The organism is Collinsella aerofaciens, assembly GCF_015555045.1.
Classification (GTDB): domain Bacteria; phylum Actinomycetota; class Coriobacteriia; order Coriobacteriales; family Coriobacteriaceae; genus Collinsella; species Collinsella aerofaciens_W.
Map to the genome: position 1 here is coordinate 34,359 of NZ_JADNJQ010000003.1, position 23,050 is coordinate 57,408.

The following is a 23,050-nucleotide window of genomic DNA, read 5'->3' on the forward strand; positions in this document are numbered from 1 at the left end:
GGAGGCGTTCTTGAATGACTAGTCGTTAAAGACCGTCCCCGATGACTACCCAAAACAAAAGGTGGCCACGCGCGCCTTGGCGCCAATGACCACCCTGACTACTCGGCTAAATTGTACTGTGCACCGCTAGCCGCGGGGCGCATCAATTGCGACCTTGCCGCTCTCCAGCACGTGGACACGGCCGTCGGCGAGCATCTGAACAACCTCGGGATACAGCACGTGCTCAATCGCATGGATGTGCTCCTCGAGCGTGTCGACATCCCAGCCCTCCTCAACAGCCAGCGCGCGCTGGGCGATGATGGGGCCGTTGTCGTAGATCTCGTTGGCAAAATGCACGGTCACGCCAGTCACCTTGACACCGCGCGCAAAGGCATCGTCGATCGCATGCGCACCGGTAAAGCTCGGCAGCAGCGCCGGATGCAAGTTGACCACGCGGTTGGGAAACGCCGCCAGCAGCGGCGTGTGCACCATGCGCATGTAGCCGGCCATGACCACATACTCGCAGCCGCGCTCGAGAAGCTCGTGCGCGATGATCTCGTCGGCGGCAATAGGGTCGGCATAGACATCCTTGGACAGCGTGAGCGTCTGGATGCCCGCGCGCTCAGCGCGCTGCAAACCCTTAGCCGAAGGACGGCTCGACACCACAAGCTCAATCGAAGCGTTGAGCTTGCCGGCGGCGATCAGATCGATCAACGCCTGCAGGTTGGTACCCGAACCGCTGATGAGCACACCGATCTTGAGCGGCTCGGCCGTATCGGTGCCGGTCGGACGGGTGTAGGGCACAAAGCCCAGGCCCTCGGCAGCAGCCATCTGCTCGTTAGCGCTCATCGGAGTACACGACCTTACCGGAACCCTCGACGCACTCGCCCACGCGGAACGGCTTCTCGCCCAGCGCGACCAGGGCCTCGGTAACCGCGGCCTCGTCCTCGGGGGCGACGATCAGGCACAGGCCAACGCCCATGTTGAAGGTCTTGCACGCCTCGTTGGGCGCGAGCTCGGCCTGGCGCGACACGTAGGTGATGACGGGCGGAACGTCCCAACCCATCTCGGCGCCGTTGCGGGTGACCACGGCGTCGACGTCGTCGGCGAGCGCGCGGTTGAGGTTCTCGGTAATACCGCCGCCAGTGATGTGGGCGATAGCGTGCACGTTGGCGCCGCCGCGCAGCAGCTCCAGAATCGGCTTGACGTAGATGCGCGTGGGAGCCAGCAGGGCGTCTGCCAGCGATGCGCCGCCGAGTTCCTCGAGCGGACGGCTCAGCTCCTCGGCCTTAGCGGCGGCCTCGGGCGTGCCCGGCTTAATGCCGTCGACGCCAATGACCTTGCGCACGAGCGAGTAGCCGTTGGAGTGCACGCCAGTGGAAGGCAGGCCCAGGATCACGTCGCCGGGGCGGACGTTCGCGGGGTCGAGCATCTTGGGACGGTCGACAACGCCCACAGTAAATCCGGCAAGGTCGTAGTCGGCAGGAGCCATGACGCCGGGGTGCTCGGCCATCTCACCGCCCACGAGCGCGCAGCCCGCGAGCTTACAGCCGTCGGCTACACCCTTGATGATCTTTGCCATGTGCTCGGCCTCGATGTGGCCGATGGCAACGTAGTCCAGGAAGAACAGCGGCTCGGCGCCCGAAGCCAGAATGTCGTTGACGCACATAGCAACCAGGTCCTGGCCCACCGTCTCGTGACGGTCCATGATCTGGGCGAGCACGAGCTTGGTGCCCACGCCGTCGGTACCGCTAATCAGAATCGGGTCTTCCATATCCTTAAGCGCGGCAGCCGAGAACAGGCCACCAAAGCCACCGATGCCGCCGATGACCTCGGGACGGTTGGTGTCCTTAACCATCTGCTTAATAGCGTCAACGGCGCGGCCGCCCTCGGCGGTATCGACGCCGGCATCCTCATACGTCACATGCTTGCTGTCGCTCATCTGAGCCTTCCTCTCCCACTACCGTCCGCCGCCCGGGCGCCAAACGGTGCTCATAGTTGCGTTCATTTCGGCGTGTGCCATAACAGCACACGCCGTCATATCAACAAAACAGCAGGTAAAACCTACCAGAATAAACCTGTCCCTACATGGCAGGCTTTAGGCCTCGCCGTGCTCCTCTTCCCAGCTGCGGTCGTCGTATTTCTCGACCACGGCGTCGTCGTCAAAGTGCAGCGGCTTATCCAGGTTGCGGGGCTTAAAGCCCTCCATAAACTTATCGCGGCCAAAGCTCTCGGGAATCGCCACGGGGTAGCGGCCGGTAAAGCACGCATCGCAGTAACCGCCCTTGGGCATGACCTTAAGCAGGCCCTCGACCGAAAGGAAGGCCAGCGAATCGGCGCCGATATACTCGCAAATCTCGTCGACCGTCTTGTTGGCGCTGATAAGCTGCGACTGCACGTCGGTATCGATACCGTAGAAGCACGGCCAGATGACCTCGGGCGAGTTGATGCGGATATGAATCTCCTTGGCGCCGGCGTTGCGCAGCATCTTGACGAGCTGCACCATAGTGGTGCCACGCACGATGGAGTCGTCGATCACGACGAGGCGCTTGCCCTCGATGTTGTCGCGCAGCGGGTTAAGCTTCATGCGCACGCCCATGGCGCGCAACTCCTGCGTAGGCTCGATAAACGTACGGCCCACGTAGCGGTTCTTGATAAGACCCTCGCCAAAGGGAATACCGCTCTCGTGCGAATACCCCTCCGCGGGCGGCAGGCCGGAGTCGGGCACGCCGATGACCAGGTCGGCCTCGACGGGCTCCTCATGTGCCAGCTGACGACCCATGTCGTAACGGCAGGCGTAAACGCTCTTGCCGTTCATGATGGAGTCGGGACGGGCGAAGTAGACCTGCTCAAAGATGCAGTTGGCGGGCTCTTCGGCTGCAGGCACGCCCTGCTCGGATACCAGACCCTCGGCGCTGATGCGCAAGATCTCGCCGGGGCGGACGTCGCGGACGTACTCGGCGCCCACGATATCGAGTGCGCACGTCTCGGAGGCAACGACCCAGCCGCCAGCGTGCGTAACATGGACGGCCGAGTCGACCGTCGAGGCATCGTCTTGCGAGGGCAGCTGCGAAACAGAAGCGGCGTCGGCCTGGTCCAGGCCCTCGTCCACGAGCTTGCCCAGCACCATCGGACGAATGCCATGTGGATCGCGGAAGGCGTAGAGCGCCTGTTCGTTGATGAGTGTCATGGCGTAGCCGCCGCGCACGAGCTCCATGGTCTTGCGAATGCCCTCGCGCAGATGGCCCGTACGCTGGGTAAAGTAGCCGATAAGCTTGGTCGCGACCTCGGAATCCGAATTGGAGAGGAACGGCACGCCCAGCTCGATCAGCTGACGGCGCAGCTCGTCGGTGTTGACCAGAGTGCCGTTGTGAGCAAGCGCGATGATGACGCTATTGATGGTAGAGAGGTGCGGCTGCGAGGCTTCCCAGCTCTTGGCGCCGGCGGTGCCATAGCGCACGTGGCCCACGGCCAGCTGGCCGGAGAGCGTCGACAGGTCAGCGTTGGAGAACACGCGATCGAGCAGTCCCAGGTCTTTACGAACCATAACCGTGCCGCCATCGCCCACGGCGATTCCCGCCGATTCCTGGCCGCGATGCTGCAGCGCGCGCAGACCAAAGTACGTCAGTCGAGCCACATCGCGATCGGGTGCCCACACACCAAAAATGCCGCATTCCTCATGCAGCTGGTCGGAGTCCGGATCATACGTCGACATGGTCGTCACCTGTCCCGCGGCACGCTCGGCCGCGCGGATGGTTTCTTGAGACATGGTATCCCCTCAGAGCCTCGTTATTTGGCGTTACCTGCCCTATTATACGCACGGCAAGACAAGCACTCCCGCGCATGAGCAGCGCTTTTTAAAAGCCCACCGAGCTTATAATCCGTTTTGCAGCCAAACATTTTATTGGGAAACCTATGCTCGAGACCAACGATCCCGTATGCCTCCGTCGCGGCGCGTCTCGTCCACCGTTAGGGCCTACATTGCTGCAATTGGGCCATTCGTCCTGTCTTTTAGCAGGTCGGCGGCGTATCCTTGTAACCTACAACAAAGCGAGAAAGGTTCTGTATGGATCGAAACGAACTCGACCCCAGCGTCCCCAGCGCCACGGAGGTCAAGAAGATCCCCCTCATCATTAAGGTGTATGCCGTCCTGTGCATCCTGTCCGGTGTTGGTACGCTCCCGTCGGTCGGCGCCTTTATGTGGCAGGTCATCACCGCACTCATCAACGGCAACGCCGCCGCCAAGCTCGGCGACAACACGCTCGTCGCGATCGGCCTTATCGTCGCCGGCATCATGCTCTCGGCGGCGAGCGCGGTCATCTTAATCATCTTCGGCCTAGACCTCATCAAGAACCAGCGCCGCAACGCCGCGCGCCTGTCCTATATCCTTATCGCATTTACCGTCGTTGAGCTTTTGGTCGACGTGATGCTCCAGGGTATCGGGCCGTTCTTGTTGCGCCCCGCCATCCAGCTCGGCATCCTCATTGCGCTGTCGGCCACCGTCGACCCCACGCTACGCCAGGAGCGCGAACTGCAGCGCCGTCTGCAAGAGATGCTCGACCGCGATGCCGCCGCCGAGGGGATGCTCGGCCGCGACGAAACCGGCGAGGGCTACATCAAGCTCAACTACTTCAACCTGTTCTGGGTATTCTTCGTCTGCAGCGTGTTAGGTCTCATTCTCGAGGAAGTCTGGCATATGGTCGTCGTCGATCCCGGCGTCTATCAGGACCGGGCCGGTATGCTATTTGGCCCCTTTAGCCCCATCTACGGATTTGGCGCGGTGCTCATGACCATGGCGCTCAACCGCTTCTATAAAAAGAATCCTCTGATCATTTTCCTGGTAAGTGCCCTGATCGGCGGCGCTTTCGAGGTGTTTGTAGGCTGGTTTATGCAGACCTCATTTGGCGTGGTCTCGTGGAGCTACTCGCACATGAAGCTGTTCGGCATGCCCGACCCACTCGCCGTCCTTACGGGCGGACGCACCTGCACGGGCTTTGCCTGCCTGTGGGGCCTGGGTGGCCTTATCTGGATCAAGTTGCTGCTGCCGAGGCTGCTCAAGCTCATCAACATGATTCCGTGGAAGAGCCGCTACTCGGCTACCGTCATCTTTACCGTCATTATGCTGGTCGACGGCGTCATGACGCTGCAGTCGCTCGACTACTGGTACCAGCGCGTCAACGGCACGGAGCCGGATATTCCCGTCGCGCAGTTCTACGGCAAGTATTTCGATAATGAATACATGGAAAATCGCTTCCAGAGCATGACCATGAGCCCCAAGGACGCCACACGCGTATAGCGCTGGCGCTGCTGCAAGTCGGTTCCAACGGACAAGTAAGCCCGCTGGCAGTTCAATCTAACTGCCAGCGGGCTCTTGCTACAGATGGGCTCGAATCGATCGCAAAGCCCTATGCCTCGCGCTCTACCTCGTTCACGCATTCATTCTTGATGGTGCCGACAAGCGACTGCAGGGCATCGACCACGTGCGGACGAATGTCTCCGCCAATGAGCACGAGCATGATATCGTCGCCCACGGAAAGCTCGCCGCTCGCCAGCCACACGCGCACATAGCCGATGCCGGGCATCGCGCGCGTGGCTTCGATGGCAGACCGCACCTTTTCGGCGTCGTAGTCAAAGACCATGCCGCCCACCTTGTGGCCCGGCGCCACGCCACCGGTCTCAACTCCGCGCACCTCGGCCTTGGGCGTCGCACGCACCACACCGTTATGCGTCAGATACATACCGCACGCAGGCGCCGACGAATCGGCTTTGGACTCGCGCAGCCAAGCATCAATCGAAGGCATCGTTTTGCCATTCTCGAGCATCATTTCCTCCTTTTACCGTCATCGAGCAGCTCATTTGGGACGGGGCTCTTTTAGCTACTCTTAACAATCTATTCCTCGACCGGCGTGAGCACCATGACGGCGCGCGTATTGCTAAATGACAGTGAGCGACAGGTCACGAGCGTCACGACCTTGGTTGCCGAAGCAGCGCGATCGCCTGCATCACTCGCCACTGCCGAAGCACCGTCGAGCATCTCGGACAGGTAGTTCTTGAGCCCGTCGTCACCCTCAAAATTAGGCGTGCGCGCCTTGGCATACGTATCCTCGACCACCTTGGTCGCCAGCGGTCGCAGCTTATACGTTGCATCGCGCGTGATGTAATATACGTACTCGATGCTATCGAATGTCGCTTGGTCGGTGGTGTCCGAAATCACGTTGAACATCGACCCGTCATTCATGTGGTGGCCGTAGATCGTGGTCTGCTGGTCAACCATTCCCGGCGCGGTGTCATCGCTATCCAGGAAAATGGCCCCGGACGCATTGGCTGTACCGTCGAACAGCGTGTTGAGGTATTTGGAGTTGTTATTGGTCTGCACCACGGGATAGTTGATGTTGGTTCCCGGCGCGTAAATCCAACCCACAACCTCGGGATTTGTCTGGGCAAGTGCATCGAAGTCGATAATCGGCACGCCGCTGGCGTCCTTATCGCTTACATATTGCTTCTCGATTTTCTGGTACGAATCGCTTGCCTGCTTATAGCCAATCTGAGCATTGATAAAGATGGCAGCGGCGGCAACAATCAGGCCGATGCCGATGATGATGAGCAGAATGGGGATGATGGAGCGGCGTTTCTTGCGCGGCGGCTCGGTGTAGCTGGACGGAGCGCCGCTCGGTTGCCTCGTCGTCCGGGTCCGCTTCTTTGCCGTGCCATATGACGAGGGGCGATACGCAGCCGGCGTATCCTGACGGCGATGGGACGTCGGCGTTACGGGGCGCGGCGCACGAGCCTGTTGAGGAGAGGATGCCCGACCCTGCTGCATGGAGCGGGCCGATCCCGCCTTGGATGGATCGGGGATCTGAGAAGCCGAGAAACGTTTTCCCTGATAGTCGGACATGACTCTCCCTATGATTGCAGCGGAATGGCAAGCCGCTTAGGCGTCGGCCATCTCCTGCTTCATTTTCTCGATAACCTTGCGGTACTCGGGGTCGCAAGCACCCAGAATCTGCGTGGCATAGATGGCGGCGTTCTTGGCGCCGTTGATGGCAACGCAGGCCACGGGCACGCCCGAAGGCATCTGCACCATCGACAGCAGCGAGTCCATACCGCCCAGGTCACTCGTCTTCATAGGCACACCGATAACCGGCAGCGGCGTAAAGGCAGCCACGACACCACCCAGGTGGGCGGCCTTGCCGGCGGCGGCGATAATCACTTTGATACCGCGATCGGCGGCAGTCGAGGCCCACTCGTGGACCTTCGCCGGCGTGCGGTGTGCGCTCGCAATGACAAGCTCATAGGGCACACCAAGCGCCTCGAGCTCGGCGGTGCAGCCTTCCATAACGCCCAGGTCGGACTTGGAACCCATGATGATCCCGACAACCGGCTTTTGATCTGCCATAAACAAAGACCTCCTGTTGAGAACGGCGACGCGGCGGATCCGCGACCCTTAACTACTGAGAGTAGTATAGCTGCTCCCGTCCCTGCGGTCTTTGTGGCGCTTCGCGGGCGGGCCAGGCTTTATCTTCACTCCGGTTGCTTCGCAAAGTCGTTCAGATAAAGCCTGGCCCGCCCGCGAAGCGCCCTGCGACCTACCGGGAATTGCCATGACGTACGTTGGCTGATGAATTGGAAGGAAAGGTCAACGGAGACTGAAGGCAATTGGTTCAGCGAAAAACCCTGACGAATCTAATTCGTCAGGGCCCCACCAACGCTCACTCGTCGTTCATCGTTAAAGCTAGATATTCTCTTCCGCCCATTTCTCGAAATCGAGTTCTCGTCTCTGAGCAGTTCGGTAGACTTCCATGTCTTCGCGAGCGCCTACCACTACGATGGCCATCTTTTCTTTAATTCTGATGAGGCGGTACACGATTCGAATGCCACTTCCCCTGAGCTTGATTTTCATAAAGCCAGTCAAATCCGTGCCTGCCTTGTTTCCAAGAGGCTTGCCGAATCCACCTTCGTTCTGCGGCAATGGGTTCGTTCTGATTTTTTCTATAGCCTTAAGGACGATCTTTCGTTGGGAGCCGTCCAGACGCTTAATATCCTTGAGAGCATCCGGGTAGAAAGCGACTTCGTACCCACTCATTCAAACTCGACCTCATCCATCTGATCGAGTTCGTCCTGGCTCACACCCAGCTCTTCCATAACATCAGACAGGGAAACAAGCACATCGTCACGTGCCACAGCCACTCTCTTAAGTGCCAACGTTAACAAGGCGAGGTCCTCCTCCGCTTGCTTCGCTTCCCTATATTCATCGGGTGTCACAATCACAAACGCTGGCTTGTTGTGTTTGAGAACCACAACTGGATTGTCGTCCCCAACCTTCGAAAATGCAGCCGAGCCCTTACCGTGGCTGAAATCGCTAATTGGAACAAGGTTGTCGAGCATCTGCAAAGCAGGCATACATACCTCCTAAAAATGAATTCTTTTTCGAATTCATTTTATCATTCTTTTTTGCTATATTGTACCACGCAACCGAAACAACCTTTTAGGATACGAATCCGAGCTTAGAATGACTGTTGGCCCTCGCACCGCCCTTGCCTCTTTTATTACGTCAAGTGGTATACAGCGAAGCAAAATGGCGATCTAAAGTGCGCGGCACTCACCTCGTATCGCTACAAAAAACAAACTGCTCCCCACCCACTCGGGCAAGGAGCAAGCCTCATTTTTAATCAGACTGAGAACCACGAATGCAGAAACACAGGCGACTTCAGTCCCTTATCGCCGAGAGACGTTATTGTACAGCCATTTCTTTAAGCTTCTCAGCCATCAACAAACACACGTCTTCCGATTGCGGGTACACGCCAAAATGATCGAAGAAACCATGGTCACATCCGGCATATTCGATGACCTCGACATCGATTCCTGAAGACCGTAATTTTGTAGCCCATTTTTCATCGGGGATACGAAGCGGATCGTATTCGGATGTCACGATAGTCACCGGGGGGAAATCAGTGCAGTCCTCAAGCATTAGCGCAGAAATCAACGGGTCATGAGGAGACATTTTTCCGTGTGCACAAAGTTCGACCATCGGGCCGTCCGAATCGCGAAGATGGTCGATGCGAAAACGCGCAACGTCCTCTTGATCGGCTATCGCAGGAAAATCCTCATATCCCTCGCCCTGTTCGCCCGCAAGGTCGACTTCAGGATAGATTTCAAAGGCATGGGCTACAGCTCCAGCACCCCTGAGCTGAACACACGCATTAGTAAGGCTTCCTCCTGCGGAGTCGCCGGCGACCATTATTTTATGAGGATTGATTCCGAGATCCCCGGCATGCTCGCACACATAATCAAGAGCAAGAACGCAATCCTCGATCTGCCCGGGAAATGCCGTCTCCGGCGCCAAGCGGTATTCTGGATAAACCACCACTGCACCAGACTTTTCGGCGATGAACTCGAGCTGATGTTCAAATTGCAGAACATTCCCCGCCATAAACGCGCCGCCATGCAGGTAAACAAGCGCTGGACTTGCCTTCTTATGATTTGGTGGCGTCCAGACGAATAAATCTATATAGCGATCGGCCGCCTCCATGAGGATCTCATCGCGCTGAACCTCACCATCGAGTAGGCGGTATGTCGGCTTATCCGGGCGATGGCGCATTCCAATAAGGCTCGTCCAGCTCGGAGACATGCTAACATTCCGCATCTTCTTGCGAGATACCTCGAGAATTCGTGGGTCAAGCACATGCTCTCTTTCATCATCAGGAACCGGACGAATTTGAACCTCGAGCCCCCTCTTCTCGGTTATAAACGAGCGACCGGAGATGGCGCCAATCAACGCCTCGTCGTATTGTCTGCCCATCTTAAATCCCCTCTCGGCGATAACGCCAAATCGATATTTCTATAACTTTTGAGATAACGGCTTATGATGTCCTCAGTTGTCGTATATCTATGTACTAAAGAAACTGAAGACCAAGGGGTCCACCATGCCTGCAGCAAAAGACGAGCTCACTCAGCCAGAGCTTCTCTATCAGACCGTTGAAAACGATATCCTCAAGAAAATAGTTTCTGGCGAACTCCCCGGCGGCAGTCAGATTCCCACCGAAACCGAGCTTTGCAAGCAATACAAAGTAAGCAGGATCACCGTAAGACGCGCCGTACAGAATCTCATTGACCAAAACTTGCTCTACCGCCTGCGAGGCAAGGGAACATTCGTAAACCCATCGAAGCTCACCCTGAAACGAGGAACAAGCACCATTTTCAATTTGAGCTCCGACCCCCAATACGGCGATAAAACAACCAAGTCCATCTTGGAAACAGGCTTGATCAAGGCTGATGCCCACATTGCACGGGAGCTCAAAATTGACAACGGAACCGTAGTGCAACGAGTTGCGCGCTTGGTTTATATCGAAAATGCCCCCTGCGCCATCGACACCGTTTATGCAACGCAGGGCACTCTGCCCGGACTACTGGAGCTTCTCACAGACAATGCCAGTCTTTTCAACCTGATCGCCAACCATTACAGCATCGCAACCGGTATTGAGAAGCTCAAAATCACCGCAGGAATAGCGGGGCTCCAAGAAGCAAACCTTCTCGGTTATATCGTTGGAGCCCCCGTGAGCGTTGTCGAGCACGTCACATATGCCTGCGATGAAATGCCGCTCCACTATTCAAAAACCGTTTGGCGAGCAGACGCATCGTCCTTCGAGTTCAGCATCTCAAAAGATGGACGCCTTCTCTAGCCCAAAATCCCCAGGACGCCGAGCACAATACCCGCAGCGAGAATGCCCACAATCTGCCAAATAATTTTGACCTGTTTCTTATTGCAAAGACACATGATCCCGAACGCGCAGAGCGGCAAAAGAGCCGGGAATATCCCATCGAGCGTTTCCTGCAACTTAAACGCGGTGTCGCCGAAGTTAAGAGCGAGCGGAGTGGTAACTGCAACGGTGGTCGCCACCATTCCACCAACTACCATTAGTCCCACAATCGCCAGGCCGGACGTAACTTTGTGCATTACATCAGAATCGTTCAGCTTCGAAATCATGCCACTGCCAAGCGAATAACCATACTGAAGCCCAAACCAGCGGATCAGGATCGTTGGGACATTATAAAGAAGCAGGAACAGGATTGGGCCGAGCAGACTGCCCGAAAGGCAAAGTCCTGTCACAACGCCCGTCGCAATCATGCGAAGCGTACTGGCAATCAGTGAATCTCCAATACCGGAAAGCGGAGCCATAAGCGATGCTTTCATGGCGTTAATTGAGGCGGTGTCAAAGTCCTGATTGTTGGCGTTCTCCTCCTCCATGGAGGCCACAATGCCGGCGACCAGAGGATTAAACGTAACTTGAATATTGTAGAACTCAAGATGACGCTTATATGCCTCGATCCGGTCTTCAGGCTTATCGTATAACCGCTTGATTACCGGAATCATGTCGTAGCAGAAACCAACGTTCATTTGTCGGTCAAAGCTCCACATGATGTTGAGTGGAAAGCTACGCCAAAATAACGCCTTTAAGTCTTTCTTGGTTATTCTCTTATCGGTCGATTTATTTGACTCCGGCGAGAGCTCAAGAACATCATTAGAATTCGTTGTCATCGTCAACCTCCTTAGCGACCGCCGCACTGGCAGGCATAAAAATGTGAGCCATATTGAGAATCCCAATCAGGATCAGCGAAAACGCCACGATACCGATCGTCGGAATGTTTAGATAGGCACTCAGCAAGAAGCCTCCAAAGAATAGGAAGCTCAGCTCCTTGGTGGACAGGATTGACATAAGCTGCGCAAATCCAAGCGCGGGCAGAATACCCGTTGCGATCGTAAGCCCATTCGTAAGCCAATCAGGAATGGCGTCAATCAGTGCCTGAACAGCATCATTTCCAACGTAAAAAGCCACGCCGCAAATCAAGCCAAGCGCAATGATGTAGAGAATTCCATTGGTCCACATAGCGGCTGCAATCGTTTTGGGGTCGTCTTTTTCGGCGCCACGATCAGCCCAGACAGCCATAGGAGGCGTAACAACGCTATACATAAGGCTGTCAAACATGCCGGCAAGCACCGCAGTGGGCATAGCAATAGTCAGAGCGGTCTCGGGACCCGCACCCATAGTAATCGCAAAGGCTGTTCCCAAAACTGAACCAACAATTACGTTGGGCGGCACGGCAGCACCAACCTGCCAGACCCCCATGAACGCGAGTTCGAGCTGGAAACCAACAATAACGCCAGTCGGAATATCACCCAAAAAAATACCGACAATCGCTCCGAGGACAATCGGCCGCTCGACCATCGCAGTACCGAGTAAATAATCCGATTGACCTATCGCAGCGGCAAGACCAACCAGAAAAGCTTGAAGCAGCATATTTCTCCCTCTTCCTACAAATCAAAACTTGTTACGATGCGTTTTTTCTCGCTAGCAACCTGCCTTACCTCGAACTCGATTCCATCAGCCATGGCTTTCTTAATTTCATTAATATCGGATTGGGAAAGGCGCACAGCAGGGCCAAGCTCCTTTACGCTATCCCCCAACGGTCGAGCGCCGCCTAAATTCACAGACGTTATTTTTGGACACGCACGCGCAACTTCACAGGCGTCATGTACATTTCCCGCAACAACAATTAGCTCGTATTTATCCACCGCGCTTCCGTTAAGGGCCACGATGGAATCTTCTACACTTTTGACAACCAATTTGGCATCAGCGGGTTTTGCAATTCGCAGCGCTTGAATTCGCTCTTTGCTTGCGGCGTACTCATCTGAAACCACAAGAATAGCGTTTGCTTCAAGCGTTGGATACCAAGAGAACACGGTCTGCCCATGCACTAACCGGCTATCGACGCGACACAGTTTAATCATTTTGCCCCTTTCTCGACTTGAACACAGACAATCATCCTTGACTGCTAATGGCATATTACGTTATATGACGTAATATGCCATTACATAATATCTTGAACGGTTGAATATCACCGCTAAATGGTATTTATCTCTAAAAACAGGAGGTGCAATCCGTCTAGACACAGTGCGTCGGGGCAAGAGGGGCCGAGTTTCCTCCTGAGCGACTCTGCTTGCAGCCGGAGCGAAAGGGGGAAATCTCGGCCCCTCCCGCCCCGGCCGGCCAGGTCAACTACACCGTGTACTGCGGCAGGTCCTGCAGGGCGATGACGTCCATGCCCATGTCGTTGGCGCTGCCGTGACCCTGCTCGTCCTCGCGCACGGCCTCGATGGCACTCACGTACGTGTTGGCCGCAGACATCGCCGTCACGCAGGTCACGCCACGACGGACGGCCTCGGTGCGTAGCAGGTAGCCATCGCCACGCGAGCCCGGGCCGTACGGCGTATTGATGATTACCGCGATCTTGCCGTCGGCGATGAGGTCACCGATGTTGGGGCGCTCACCGTCGTGCGGACCGCTGATCTTTTCCACGACCTCGCACGTCACGTTGCCTCCACGCAGCACGCGCGCCGTGCCCTCGGTGGAGCAGATGTCAAAGCCCAGGTAGCGCAGGATGCGGGCTACCGAAAGGATATGGCGCTTGTCGCGGTCGCACACGCTGATGAACACCTTGCCGCTGCTGGGATCGGGCAGCTTGTAGTCGATCGCCATCTGCGTCTTGGCGTATGCCTCGGGATAACTCTTGGCGATACCCATAACCTCGCCCGTCGACTTCATCTCGGGCCCCAGGATAACGTCGGCACCGGGAAAACGACCCCAGGGCATAACGGCTTCCTTCATGCAGAACCAATCGAGCTGACGCTCGTCGCTCGGCAGGCCCAGGCTGGCAATGGAATCGCCCGCCATGATACGCGCCGCGCACTTGGCCAGCGGCACGCCGGTGGCCTTGGAGATAAACGGCACGGTACGGCTGGCACGCGGGTTGGCCTCAATCACGTAGACGGTCTCGCCCTTGATGGCGTACTGCACGTTAACCAGGCCGCGGACTCCCAGCGCCATCGCGATGCGGCGCGTGGTCTCGCGGAGCTTCGCTTGCAGGCTCTCGCTAAAGCTAAACGGCGGGATACAGGTCGCGGAGTCACCGGAGTGAATACCGGCCTCCTCGATATGCTCCAGAATGCCGCCGATGTAGACCTCTTCGCCATCGCACAGGGCGTCGACATCGGACTCGATCGCACCCTCCAGGAAGCGGTCCAGATACACCGGGTAGTCGGGGCTAAGGCGCGCAGCCTCGGCCATGTAATCGCGCAGATGCTCGGCATCGTAGGCGATCATCATGCCGCGGCCGCCCAGCACGTAGCTCGGACGCACCAGCAGCGGGTAGCCGATGTGCGCGGCAACGGCCTCGGCCTCCTCAAACGAGGTGGCCTGGCCCGCCGGCGGGTACATGATGCCCAGCTTGTCGAGCAGAGCGGCGAAGCGCTCGCGGTCCTCGGCAAAGTCGATGGCATCGGGCTTGGTGCCCATGATGTTCACGCCGCTCTCCTCGAGCATGCGCGCCAGCTTAAGCGGGGTCTGGCCGCCAAGCGTCACCACGACGCCATCGGGGCGCTCAACGTCGATAACGTCCATGACGTCCTCGTAGGTGAGCGGCTCAAAGTACAGGCGGTCGGACGTGTCGTAGTCGGTCGAAACGGTCTCGGGGTTGCAGTTGACCATGATGGTCTCAAAGCCGCGGGCCGCCAGCGCGTAGCTCGCGTGCACGCAGCAGTAATCGAACTCGATACCCTGGCCAATGCGGTTGGGACCGGCGCCCAGGATCATCGCCTTGGGCTTGTCCGCCGGTGTGGTCTCGTCGGGAGCTACGCACTTCTTGGCATCCGGACTCGTGCGGTAGATGTTCTCGTACGTCTTGTAGTGGTACTCCGTGGCGCTCGAGAACTCCGCAGCGCAGGTATCGACCGTCTTCATGCTGGGAACCACGCCAAGGCCCTTGCGATAGGCGCGCACAAAGCGCTCGTCCGAGCCGGTCAGCGCGGCAATCTCGGCGTCGCTCGTGCCGTACTGCTTGAGCAGGCGCATCGCGTCGGCGTCGATATCCTCCACACGCAGGCCGCGGATGCTCTCCTGGACCTGCACCATGTCGTTGATGCGGTTGAGGTACCACGGGTCGATGCCGCAGGTGGCATGGATGCGAGCGATGTCCCAGCCACGGCGCAGGGCCTCGACCACAAAGAAGATGCGGTGCTCGGTCGGCGTTGCCACGGCCTGAGCGAGCTCATCGTCGCTCAGCTTGTCGGCACCCTCCTTGCCACCGGCGCAGATGCCCTGGTGACCGTCCTCCAGCGAGCGCATGGCCTTGCCGAAGGCCTCCTCAAAGGTGCGGCCGATCGCCATAATCTCGCCCACGGCCTTCATGCGCGTGGTGAGCGTGGGGTCGGTACCCTTGAACTTCTCGAAGGCAAAGCGCGGCACCTTGACCACACAGTAGTCGATCGTGGGCTCAAAGCAGGCGGGCGTAGCCTTGGTGATGTCGTTGACGATCTCGTCGAGCGTGTAGCCCACAGCCAGGCGCGCGGCGGCCTTGGCAATGGGGAAACCCGTGGCCTTGGAAGCGAGGGCGGACGAACGGCTCACGCGCGGGTTCATCTCGATGACGATCAGGCGGCCGGTGTTGGGATTCACGGCAAACTGCACGTTGGAGCCACCGGTCTCAACGCCGATCTTCTCCAAGATGGCGAGCGAGGCGACACGCATGCGCTGATACTCAAGGTCGGAGAGGGTCTGCGCCGGCGCCACGGTGATGGAGTCGCCGGTATGCACGCCCATGGGGTCGAGATTCTCGATGGAGCACACAATGATGCCGTTGCCAGCATGGTCACGCATGACCTCCATCTCGTACTCTTTCCAGCCCTCGATGGACTCCTCGACCAGCACCTCGTGGGCAGGCGAGAGCTCCAGGCCCTGGCTCACGATGGAGACGAGCTCCTCGTGGGTGTGAGCGATACCGCCGCCGGCGCCGCCGAGGGTAAAGCTCGGGCGCAGTACGCAGGGATAGCCCACGCGCTCGGCGATGGCCTCGGCGTCGGCCACGCTGTAGGCATAGCCCGAGCGCGCGACCTCCAGGCCGATCTCGGCCATGGCCTCGTTAAAGAGCTTGCGGTCCTCGCCGCGCTCGATGGCGGCCAGGTCGCAGCCGATCATCTCGACGCCGTACTTGTCCAGCGTGCCGTCTTTCGCCAGCTCGACGGCGGCGTTCAGACCGGTCTGGCCGCCCAGCGTGGGCAGCAGCGCGTCCGGGCGCTCTTTCTTGATTACGCGCTCGATAAACTCGGCGGTGATGGGCTCGACATAGGTGCGGTCGGCAAGACCCGGGTCGGTCATGATGGTCGCTGGGTTGGAATTGACCAGGATAACCTCAAAGCCATCCTCCTTGAGCACCTTGCAGGCCTGGGCGCCGGAGTAGTCGAACTCACATGCCTGGCCAATAACGATGGGGCCCGAACCAATGACAAGGATGCGCTTGATGTCAGTACGTTTCGGCATGTTAGTTCTCCTCGGTCTCGGTCGCGGCGGTCTCGGCGAAATTCCAGCCAGCCAGGCGGTCCTTCGCGGTGTCGATGTCCAGGTAGCTCTCCTCGCCGTCCATGAGTCGCGTAAAGGCGGTAAAGAGATAGTGGGCATCGGTGGGGCCAGGCGAGGCCTCGGGGTGGTACTGGACCGAGAAGCACGGGGCGTCGAGCAGCTGGATGCCCTCGGCGGTGCCGTCGTTGAGGTTCACATGTGTCAGGCGAATGCGACCAAAGCGCTCGTTCATCACGACCGGCGCGATTCCGCGGCGCACCCAGACGCGCAGATCTCCATCGGCCGCATGCTCGGTCTCGCCGCCGGAAAGCTCGGGGACAAGCTTGCCCAAGCTGGGGAACAGCAGGCCAAAGCCATGGTTTTGCGCGGTGATCTCCACACGGCGGCTTACCAGGTTCATAACCGGCTGGTTGCCACCGCGGTGACCGAACTTAAGCTTTTCCATCTGGGCGCCGCAGGCCAGGCTGATCATCTGGTGACCAAGACAAATACCAAAGACCGGCACCTTGCCGATCAGCTGCTGCACCTGCTCATAGGTCTCCACCACGGCATCGGGATCGCCGGGGCCGTTGGATAAAAAGACGCCGTCGGGATTCATGTCGAGCACCTCACTCGCGGGCGTATCCCACGGCACGACGGTGAGGTCGCAGCCGGCACGGACCAGCCCTTCCAGAATGCCGCGCTTCACACCGCAGTCGTAGGCGACCACTTTGTGACGGGCAGGAGCGGCAGCCGAAAGCGCAAAGCCATGCGTGGCAGGCAGGTCGGCGGCCACAAACTCGTGAGGCGCGGGGCAACTTACGGTCTTGACCAGGTTCTCACCTACCAGCGTGGGCGCTGCGGCCAGACGCTCGGCAAGCTCGTCGACGTCGAAGATCTCGGTCGAGATAATGCCCATCTTGGAACCATTGTCGCGCAGATGGCGCACCAGAGCGCGAGTGTCGACACCCTCGATAGCGACGATGCCGTGAGTGCGCAGGTACTCCGGCACGCTGACGGCCGAGCGCCAGTTAGAAGGCGTGGCGCACATGTCGCGAACGATCATGCCGCGCATAGCCAGAGCGCTCGCAGGGCGCACGGCGTCGCCGGGGAAGGCCGACTGGACGTCGGTCTCGTCGATACCGTAGTTGCCGATCTGCGGATAGGTCATGGTTACGATTTGGCCGGCATAACTCGGGTCGGTCATGACCTCAAAGTAGCCCTCGAGCGAGGTGTTGAAGCAGACTTCGCCGGTCGCGGTGCCCTCGGCGCCGCATGCACGTCCATAAAAAATGGTCCCATCCTCAAGATACAGGATGCAGGGACCGCAGGTGCCCTTGCTGGTTTTGGCCAGCATGCGCTGGCAAAGCTCGCTGGGCGCGAAGGTGCGGGCGGCAGCGCCCGCGGTATGGTTGTTCGCCATAATTCTCCTTCCCGGTCTCACAGGACCGGCTTAAAGGTGTGTAGTTAGGCCTCGCGGTATTGTAACCGCAAGCATGCCTCATGGCGTTAATTTCATCGAAATGTTTACGAAATGATAATTATGACTTTCTATGCATAATGATTTTTCTGGGACGGGGATTAAAAAATCATCCCGCGAGGCTTGTAGCTCACGCGGGATGATGACGTCTTACTTTCTCTTGTCCTGCTCCAGCAAATCGGACGGTGAGCGATCGGGCTTGCCACCGCGGAAAATCTCGCGGCCATGCAGACGATGCTCCAGGTCACGTTCGGCCTTTTCCTCGTCAATCTTGGTCTGGCTAACCACCGGGTCCTCAATCAACGACGACACCGAGTTCACCTGCTTCTGAATGCGTTCGGCGATGGTGTCATCCATACTCACGATGCGCATCTTCCAGTCGATACTCGTGGCGTTGGATGAGCTCTTGGTCCACACGAACGTCAAAATGGCGCTCTGGTGGCCCCGCGCGGGGAACATGCCAAAGAAGGAATCGTGCTGAATGTTGCTATCCTCGTCGATATAGGCGTGAACGTTATACACCACGCGGTCGATCTTATCGTTGAGCAGCGCGTTGGTCGCAAGCGCCGCGGCCTGGATCTGCCCGTTGGACAGCAGCTCGAGCTCGTTGGCAGACGATGTGTCCAGCACCGTCACCTCAACCGTGCCCGTGCGCTCATCTGCCTCGTCGACGGTAAAATCGAGCGGGAACTGCGTAAAGCCATTGCCCCATTCAAGTCCACCCTTGAGCGCGGTCGAAACGGTATCCACCGAAACACTTTCGGAAAGGTTCGCGGTATTCAGACGTCGCATCACGCCGTAGCCAATCTGCACGCCCACAATCAGCACCAAAATGCCGATAACCACGGCCATGGCGGTCTTCGTAATGGTATGGCTCACCTGCGAGCCCGAAGGGTCGTCCTCGGACAGCGGGTCGATATGTTTTGCCTGGCTCGCGCGATCCTCGCTGCGCAGCCGCGCCAGCGTCGCCTTGTCGCCGCGCTTGACGGCGGCCTCTTTCTCGCGCATGCGCTCGGTGCGCTTTTTGGCGAGCGTAGGATCCAAGACGCCGGATGCATCGATTTCGGAGAATAACTCCGTCACTTCTTCCGGAGTCAAAGGGTTCTTATCAGCCATGATCTTCCTGTCATATCAATCAGTCGAGCTCGTGCGCACGCGCACCTTCGAACTGCATTCGATAGTAACGGGCATAGGTGCCGCCACGGGCGAGAAGCTCCTCGTGCGTGCCACGTTCCACAACGCGACCATGCTCAACGGTCGCAATCTCGTCAGCATGCTTAATAGTCGAGAGACGGTGGGCGATGATGATCGTGGTACGGCCGCGTGCCAGCTCTTCGAGCGACTCCTGCACCGCTTCCTCGCTCTCGTTATCCAGGGCACTCGTCGCCTCATCCAAAATAAGGATCTTGGGATTCTTGAGAAAAACGCGCGCGATGGCGACGCGCTGCTTTTGACCACCCGAAAGACGGCTGCCGCGCTCGCCCACCACGGTGTCGTAGCCTTGCGGAAGCGATTCGATAAAGGTATCAATATTGGCGCGGCGGGCCGCTTCGGCGATCTCTTCTGCCGTGGCGCCCGGCTTGCCGTAGGCGATGTTCTCGCCGATCGTTCCATCAAACAGGTACACATCTTGCTGCACCAGGCCGATGGCACGGCGCAGACTATGCTGCGTCACGTCGCGCACATCCTGGCCGTCGATGCTAATGGAGCCGGCGGCAACGTCGTAAAAGCGCGGCAACAGCGAACAAGTCGTCGATTTGCCGCCGCCCGAGGGGCCAACCAAAGCGATGGTCTGACCGGGCTTGATGGACAGGTCCATGTGGTCGATAACAGGGCGTCCGTCGGCGCCGCGCTCGGCCAATTCAACATCCTCGTAGCTAAAGCACACGTCGCGGTACTCCACAGCACCAGCCGTCACCTGCAGATCCGCAGCACCCGGCTTATCCTGAATATCGGGGACAGTCGAGAGCACCTCATCCATGCGCTTAAAGCCGGCGATGGCTTTCTGATACGTCTCAGCCGAATTGACGAGCGTCTCGAGCGGCGTGCAGAACAGCGAAATGTAGAGTGCGAAGGTTGCCATATCGACCGCCTGCAGCTGACCCTGGGCAACGAGCCAACCGCCCAGCAGCACCACGATCACATAAAGCACTCCCGAGAGCAGGCCATACGTCGCGGTATAGACGCCCATGGCGTGATACATGTTCTCCTTGGACGAAAGGTAGCGATTGTTCGAGGCGCGAAACTTAGAGCGCTCGGTCTGCTCATTGGCAAAGCTCTTGACCACACGCATGCCCGCCAGCGAATCCTGCAGCTGCGCGTTGATGCCGCTAATCTTTTTGCGGTTATCGCTAAAGACCTCGCGCATGCGCATATTCTGCCAAAACATAATGACCGCGAACACCACCGTCACCACAGCCATGGCGAGTGCGAGCACCGGCGCGATGGTAAACAGAATCACAAACGAGCCGATGATCTCGATACCGCAGATAATGATCCATTCGGGCACGTGGTGCGCCGCCTCGCAGATATCGAACAGGTCATTGACCACGCGGCTCATCATGTCGCCCGAGCTGTTGCGATCAAAGTACGCAAAGCTAAACCGTTCGTACTGATCGAACAGGTCCTCGCGCATTTTGGACTCCATGCGCGCGCCCATCACATGACCCCAATAGCTCACAAAATAGCGGCAGGCGCAGCGGATGACATACATCAGCACCAGTCCCACCGCGATCATACCGAGCGCCTGCATAATAGCAGCCTGACCCTGAGTAAAGAGCCCGCCGGTCAGATTGCGCAAGATAATGGGGAACGCCAGGTCAATGGCGGCAAGCACCAGAGCACAAAGAGTATCAGCAACAAAAAGCCCTATCTGGGGCTTGTAATACGAAAGAAACCTCTTAAACATAGTCACCTTACGCGGTTTTACCAAACCGCGTTTCGTCTCGACGCTGCAAGTGCTCCATTTGGACAATCTGGCCTTCAATCGTCGGTCGCGTATATCCATACGCTTCCCTTCTCTTTTAGGCCACCTTGTCTCAAATGGAGCACTTTCGCTGACTTACACAAACCTGCGGGATCATCCCCGCTCGTTAAAGTTCCGCTCCACCCAAACGATGAGCAATGCTGTCGCAAGCCAAGGCACCCACAACGGTCTTGGCGTCTTCGATCTTGCCGTCGAGTACGGCGTCGATCAGCTCATGCAGTGACACCAGGTCGACGTTGACAAACTCGTCATCGTCGGGGTCGGGCGCATCAAACTCGAGCTTGGTAGCCAAGTAGATGTGGATGATCTCATCGCAAAAACCGCAGGACGTGACAATCGACGTCAAAAAGCGAATGCGACCAGCCCTAAAGCCCGTCTCCTCATGCAGCTCGCGCTTGGCGCAATCGAGCGGGTCCTCGCCCGGATCGAGCTTGCCGGCGGGAATCTCGACCGTCACGCGGTCGATGGCGGTGCGGTACTGACGCACCAGCACGATCTTGCCGCTCTCGGTCAGTGCCACAACGGCCGCCGCACCCGGATGGCGAACGATATCGCGGGCGCTGCGGCGACCGTTGGGCAGCTCAACCTCAAGACGGTGGACGTCGAGGATCTTGCCCTTCCAGGCGCACTCCTCCGAAAGAATCTTCTCGTGCAGCTCGGCATCGTGCGGGTCGTCGTCGCCCAGCACCAGCGCCGGCTCGTCAGCGACCTCGCCGCCAGGCTCGCCCTCGGCGTGCCCATACATGCGGCTGTCCTCTTCGACGATCTGCGCGTCCACGAGCTCTTCGTTCTTCTCGTCCATCCGTCTCATTCCTCTCGGATTTTAGGCATCCCAGGCGTCGCGGCCGCGCAGCGCACGCAGGCCAATGTCGTGGCGCAGGGTCTTGCCCTCAAAGTTGATCTTCTCGCAGGCCTCGTAGGCAAGGTCGCGAGCGTTCTCGAACGTATCGCCCAGCGCGGTCACGGCGAGCACACGACCGCCGTTGGTCACGAGCTCGCCGTCCACCACGGCAGTACCGGCGTGATACACCGTCACGCTCTCCATAGCCTCGGCATCCTCGATGCCAGTGATGACCTTGCCCTTCTCGTAGCTGCCGGGATAGCCCGCGCTCGTCAGGACAACGGCCACGGCCCACTCGTCGCGCCAGTCGAGCTCAATCTGATCGAGCTCGCAGTTGGCGCAAGCCAGCATGACCTCGACCAGGTCGTTCTTAAGGCGCGGCAGCACGACCTGCGTCTCAGGATCGCCAAAGCGGGCATTGAACTCCAGCACCTTGGGGCCGGCAGGCGTGAGCATAAAGCCGCCGTACAGGCAGCCGCGGTAGTCGATACCCTCGACAGCGAGCTCGGCCACGGTCTGCTCCATGACCTTCACCATCGTGGCGTGCTCCTCGTCAGTCACGATGGGCACCGGGCTGTAGACGCCCATGCCACCGGTGTTGGGGCCCTTGTCGCCCTCGAGCGCGCGCTTGTGGTCCTGCGAGGTGGCCATGGGACGCACGGTCTTGCCGTCGGTAAAGGCCAGCAGCGAGCACTCGGGGCCGGTCAGCATCTCCTCGATGACCACCGTGTTGCCGGCATCGCCAAAGGTGCCGCCAAAACACTCACGCACAGCCTCCTCGGCCTGCGAAAGCTCGGTTGCCACGATAACGCCCTTGCCCGCGGCAAGGCCGTCGGCCTTGACGACCAGCGGAGCGCCCTGCTCGCGCACATAGGCAAGAGCCGAAGCCTCGTCGGTAAATGAGCCATAGGCTGCCGTCGGGATACCGGCGCGCTCCATGAGCTGCTTGGAGAACAGCTTAGAGCCCTCCATCTGGGCGCCCTCGGCACCCGGGCCAAAGCACGGGATGCCCGCCGCGCGGACGGCGTCTGCAACGCCCGCCACGAGCGGAGCCTCGGGGCCAATCACCACGAGTCCGCATCCATGGCTCTGGGCAAACGCCGCCACGGCCGCAGGATCGCAATCGTCGAGAACCACATTCTCGCCGCAGCTCGCGGTGCCGCCGTTACCCGGCGCGATGTAGAGCTTGCCGGCGCGCGGTGATGCTGCGAGCTTGGCTGCCAGAGCATGCTCGCGGCCGCCGCTGCCCAACAACAGGATGTCGATGGTTTGAGTGTCCGCCTTCAAGGGTGCCTCCTCTATGGATTACCGGCCCGCTCCGCGCGGGCCCATTACAAGCAAATATACCCCTCGGCCGCCCATCTGGGCTGCAAAGG

General features: G+C 58.7%; 20 protein-coding genes. 2 read left to right on the top strand and 18 right to left on the bottom strand.

Annotated elements, in window-relative coordinates; genetic code table 11:
- Window positions 1-126 precede the first annotated feature (126 nt).
- From purN to purF, 3 genes are all read right to left on the bottom strand, one after another.
- Window positions 127-828, bottom strand: coding sequence for a phosphoribosylglycinamide formyltransferase (gene purN / locus I2E45_RS01965; protein ID WP_055285383.1), 702 nt, complete (start codon window positions 826-828; stop codon window positions 127-129).
- Window positions 818-1,921 (bottom strand): phosphoribosylformylglycinamidine cyclo-ligase, encoded by a 1,104-nt coding sequence (gene purM, locus I2E45_RS01970; RefSeq protein ID WP_055251557.1) that lies wholly within the window; start codon window positions 1,919-1,921, stop codon window positions 818-820. Before purM ends, purN begins: the two co-directional genes overlap by 11 nt.
- A gap of 156 nt (window positions 1,922-2,077) precedes the next feature.
- Window positions 2,078-3,748: an amidophosphoribosyltransferase gene (purF, locus tag I2E45_RS01975; RefSeq protein WP_195444025.1), complete on the bottom strand. Its 1,671-nt coding sequence runs from the start codon at window positions 3,746-3,748 to the stop codon at window positions 2,078-2,080.
- A gap of 297 nt (window positions 3,749-4,045) precedes the next feature.
- On the opposite strand from purF, the gene I2E45_RS01980 reads away from it, so the two are divergent.
- A complete protein-coding gene (locus tag I2E45_RS01980; protein ID WP_195444026.1) occupies window positions 4,046-5,275 on the top strand; it encodes a putative ABC transporter permease in 1,230 nt (409 codons plus the stop codon).
- A 109-nt stretch (window positions 5,276-5,384) separates the two neighbouring features.
- Here the strand turns inward: I2E45_RS01980 and I2E45_RS01985 are convergent, their stop codons facing one another.
- The 6 genes from I2E45_RS01985 to I2E45_RS02010 form a co-directional block, all read right to left on the bottom strand.
- On the bottom strand, window positions 5,385-5,804 hold the full coding sequence (locus I2E45_RS01985; protein ID WP_229058783.1) for a molybdenum cofactor biosynthesis protein MoaE: 420 nt from the start codon (window positions 5,802-5,804) through the stop codon (window positions 5,385-5,387).
- Between the two features lie 65 nt (window positions 5,805-5,869).
- The gene (locus I2E45_RS01990; protein WP_195444027.1) at window positions 5,870-6,874 is read right to left on the bottom strand and encodes a class B sortase; all 1,005 of its coding nucleotides are present in this window, start codon (window positions 6,872-6,874) and stop codon (window positions 5,870-5,872) included.
- A 36-nt stretch (window positions 6,875-6,910) separates the two neighbouring features.
- Entirely contained in the window at window positions 6,911-7,375 is a 465-nt protein-coding gene (gene purE, locus I2E45_RS01995; RefSeq protein ID WP_006235810.1) for a 5-(carboxyamino)imidazole ribonucleotide mutase, read from the bottom strand.
- 336 nt (window positions 7,376-7,711) lie between these two features.
- Complete coding sequence (locus tag I2E45_RS02000) at window positions 7,712-8,062, bottom strand: type II toxin-antitoxin system RelE family toxin (RefSeq protein ID WP_006235811.1); 351 nt, start codon at window positions 8,060-8,062, stop codon at window positions 7,712-7,714.
- Complete coding sequence (locus I2E45_RS02005; RefSeq protein ID WP_195444028.1) at window positions 8,059-8,379, bottom strand: type II toxin-antitoxin system prevent-host-death family antitoxin; 321 nt, start codon at window positions 8,377-8,379, stop codon at window positions 8,059-8,061. The genes I2E45_RS02000 and I2E45_RS02005 overlap by 4 nt, the downstream gene beginning before the upstream one ends.
- A gap of 331 nt (window positions 8,380-8,710) precedes the next feature.
- Window positions 8,711-9,778, bottom strand: coding sequence for an alpha/beta hydrolase (locus I2E45_RS02010; protein ID WP_195444029.1), 1,068 nt, complete (start codon window positions 9,776-9,778; stop codon window positions 8,711-8,713).
- Window positions 9,779-9,902: 124 nt separating this feature from the next.
- Here I2E45_RS02010 and I2E45_RS02015 point away from each other — a divergent pair, with 124 nt between their 5' ends.
- On the top strand, window positions 9,903-10,658 hold the full coding sequence (locus tag I2E45_RS02015) for a GntR family transcriptional regulator (RefSeq protein ID WP_195444030.1): 756 nt from the start codon (window positions 9,903-9,905) through the stop codon (window positions 10,656-10,658).
- On the opposite strand, the gene I2E45_RS02020 is transcribed toward I2E45_RS02015, so the two are convergent.
- The 9 genes from I2E45_RS02020 to purD all read right to left on the bottom strand — a co-directional run bounded on the left by I2E45_RS02020 (window position 10,655) and on the right by purD (window position 22,961).
- Entirely contained in the window at window positions 10,655-11,515 is an 861-nt protein-coding gene (locus I2E45_RS02020) for a PTS system mannose/fructose/sorbose family transporter subunit IID (protein WP_006235816.1), read from the bottom strand. The genes I2E45_RS02015 and I2E45_RS02020 overlap by 4 nt on opposite strands.
- Window positions 11,499-12,275 carry a PTS mannose/fructose/sorbose/N-acetylgalactosamine transporter subunit IIC gene (locus I2E45_RS02025; RefSeq protein ID WP_006235817.1) on the bottom strand — a complete coding sequence of 259 codons (777 nt, stop codon included), beginning with the start codon at window positions 12,273-12,275 and terminating at the stop codon, window positions 11,499-11,501. Before I2E45_RS02025 ends, I2E45_RS02020 begins: the two co-directional genes overlap by 17 nt.
- 14 nt (window positions 12,276-12,289) lie before the next feature.
- The gene (locus I2E45_RS02030) at window positions 12,290-12,766 is read right to left on the bottom strand and encodes a PTS sugar transporter subunit IIB (RefSeq protein WP_006235818.1); all 477 of its coding nucleotides are present in this window, start codon (window positions 12,764-12,766) and stop codon (window positions 12,290-12,292) included.
- A gap of 268 nt (window positions 12,767-13,034) precedes the next feature.
- Window positions 13,035-16,349, bottom strand: coding sequence for a carbamoyl-phosphate synthase large subunit (carB, locus tag I2E45_RS02035; protein WP_195444031.1), 3,315 nt, complete (start codon window positions 16,347-16,349; stop codon window positions 13,035-13,037).
- A 1-nt stretch (window position 16,350) separates the two neighbouring features.
- Window positions 16,351-17,790, bottom strand: coding sequence for a glutamine-hydrolyzing carbamoyl-phosphate synthase small subunit (gene carA, locus I2E45_RS02040; protein WP_195444032.1), 1,440 nt, complete (start codon window positions 17,788-17,790; stop codon window positions 16,351-16,353).
- Window positions 17,791-17,997: 207 nt separating this feature from the next.
- Entirely contained in the window at window positions 17,998-18,963 is a 966-nt protein-coding gene (locus I2E45_RS02045) for a hypothetical protein (protein ID WP_195444034.1), read from the bottom strand.
- Between the two features lie 19 nt (window positions 18,964-18,982).
- Window positions 18,983-20,755, bottom strand: coding sequence for an ABC transporter ATP-binding protein (locus I2E45_RS02050; protein ID WP_195444035.1), 1,773 nt, complete (start codon window positions 20,753-20,755; stop codon window positions 18,983-18,985).
- Between the two features lie 184 nt (window positions 20,756-20,939).
- Window positions 20,940-21,635 (bottom strand): NUDIX domain-containing protein, encoded by a 696-nt coding sequence (locus tag I2E45_RS02055; RefSeq protein WP_195444036.1) that lies wholly within the window; start codon window positions 21,633-21,635, stop codon window positions 20,940-20,942.
- Between the two features lie 21 nt (window positions 21,636-21,656).
- A complete protein-coding gene (gene purD, locus I2E45_RS02060; RefSeq protein WP_195444037.1) occupies window positions 21,657-22,961 on the bottom strand; it encodes a phosphoribosylamine--glycine ligase in 1,305 nt (434 codons plus the stop codon).
- Between the last annotated feature and the right edge of the window lie 89 nt (window positions 22,962-23,050).

Bases quoted from the DNA above. Each gene is read 5' to 3' on its own strand.
- purN (WP_055285383.1), bottom strand. From the start codon at position 828: ATGAGCGCTAACGAGCAGATGGCTGCTGCCGAGGGCCTGGGCTTTGTG.
- purM (WP_055251557.1), bottom strand. From the start codon at position 1,921: ATGAGCGACAGCAAGCATGTGACGTATGAGGATGCCGGCGTCGATACC.
- purF (WP_195444025.1), bottom strand. From the start codon at position 3,748: ATGTCTCAAGAAACCATCCGCGCGGCCGAGCGTGCCGCGGGACAGGTG.
- I2E45_RS01980 (WP_195444026.1), top strand. From the start codon at position 4,046: ATGGATCGAAACGAACTCGACCCCAGCGTCCCCAGCGCCACGGAGGTC.
- I2E45_RS01985 (WP_229058783.1), bottom strand. From the start codon at position 5,804: ATGATGCTCGAGAATGGCAAAACGATGCCTTCGATTGATGCTTGGCTG.
- I2E45_RS01990 (WP_195444027.1), bottom strand. From the start codon at position 6,874: ATGTCCGACTATCAGGGAAAACGTTTCTCGGCTTCTCAGATCCCCGAT.
- purE (WP_006235810.1), bottom strand. From the start codon at position 7,375: ATGGCAGATCAAAAGCCGGTTGTCGGGATCATCATGGGTTCCAAGTCC.
- I2E45_RS02000 (WP_006235811.1), bottom strand. From the start codon at position 8,062: ATGAGTGGGTACGAAGTCGCTTTCTACCCGGATGCTCTCAAGGATATT.
- I2E45_RS02005 (WP_195444028.1), bottom strand. From the start codon at position 8,379: ATGCCTGCTTTGCAGATGCTCGACAACCTTGTTCCAATTAGCGATTTC.
- I2E45_RS02010 (WP_195444029.1), bottom strand. From the start codon at position 9,778: ATGGGCAGACAATACGACGAGGCGTTGATTGGCGCCATCTCCGGTCGC.
- I2E45_RS02015 (WP_195444030.1), top strand. From the start codon at position 9,903: ATGCCTGCAGCAAAAGACGAGCTCACTCAGCCAGAGCTTCTCTATCAG.
- I2E45_RS02020 (WP_006235816.1), bottom strand. From the start codon at position 11,515: ATGACAACGAATTCTAATGATGTTCTTGAGCTCTCGCCGGAGTCAAAT.
- I2E45_RS02025 (WP_006235817.1), bottom strand. From the start codon at position 12,275: ATGCTGCTTCAAGCTTTTCTGGTTGGTCTTGCCGCTGCGATAGGTCAA.
- I2E45_RS02030 (WP_006235818.1), bottom strand. From the start codon at position 12,766: ATGATTAAACTGTGTCGCGTCGATAGCCGGTTAGTGCATGGGCAGACC.
- carB (WP_195444031.1), bottom strand. From the start codon at position 16,349: ATGCCGAAACGTACTGACATCAAGCGCATCCTTGTCATTGGTTCGGGC.
- carA (WP_195444032.1), bottom strand. From the start codon at position 17,790: ATGGCGAACAACCATACCGCGGGCGCTGCCGCCCGCACCTTCGCGCCC.
- I2E45_RS02045 (WP_195444034.1), bottom strand. From the start codon at position 18,963: ATGGCTGATAAGAACCCTTTGACTCCGGAAGAAGTGACGGAGTTATTC.
- I2E45_RS02050 (WP_195444035.1), bottom strand. From the start codon at position 20,755: ATGTTTAAGAGGTTTCTTTCGTATTACAAGCCCCAGATAGGGCTTTTT.
- I2E45_RS02055 (WP_195444036.1), bottom strand. From the start codon at position 21,635: ATGGACGAGAAGAACGAAGAGCTCGTGGACGCGCAGATCGTCGAAGAG.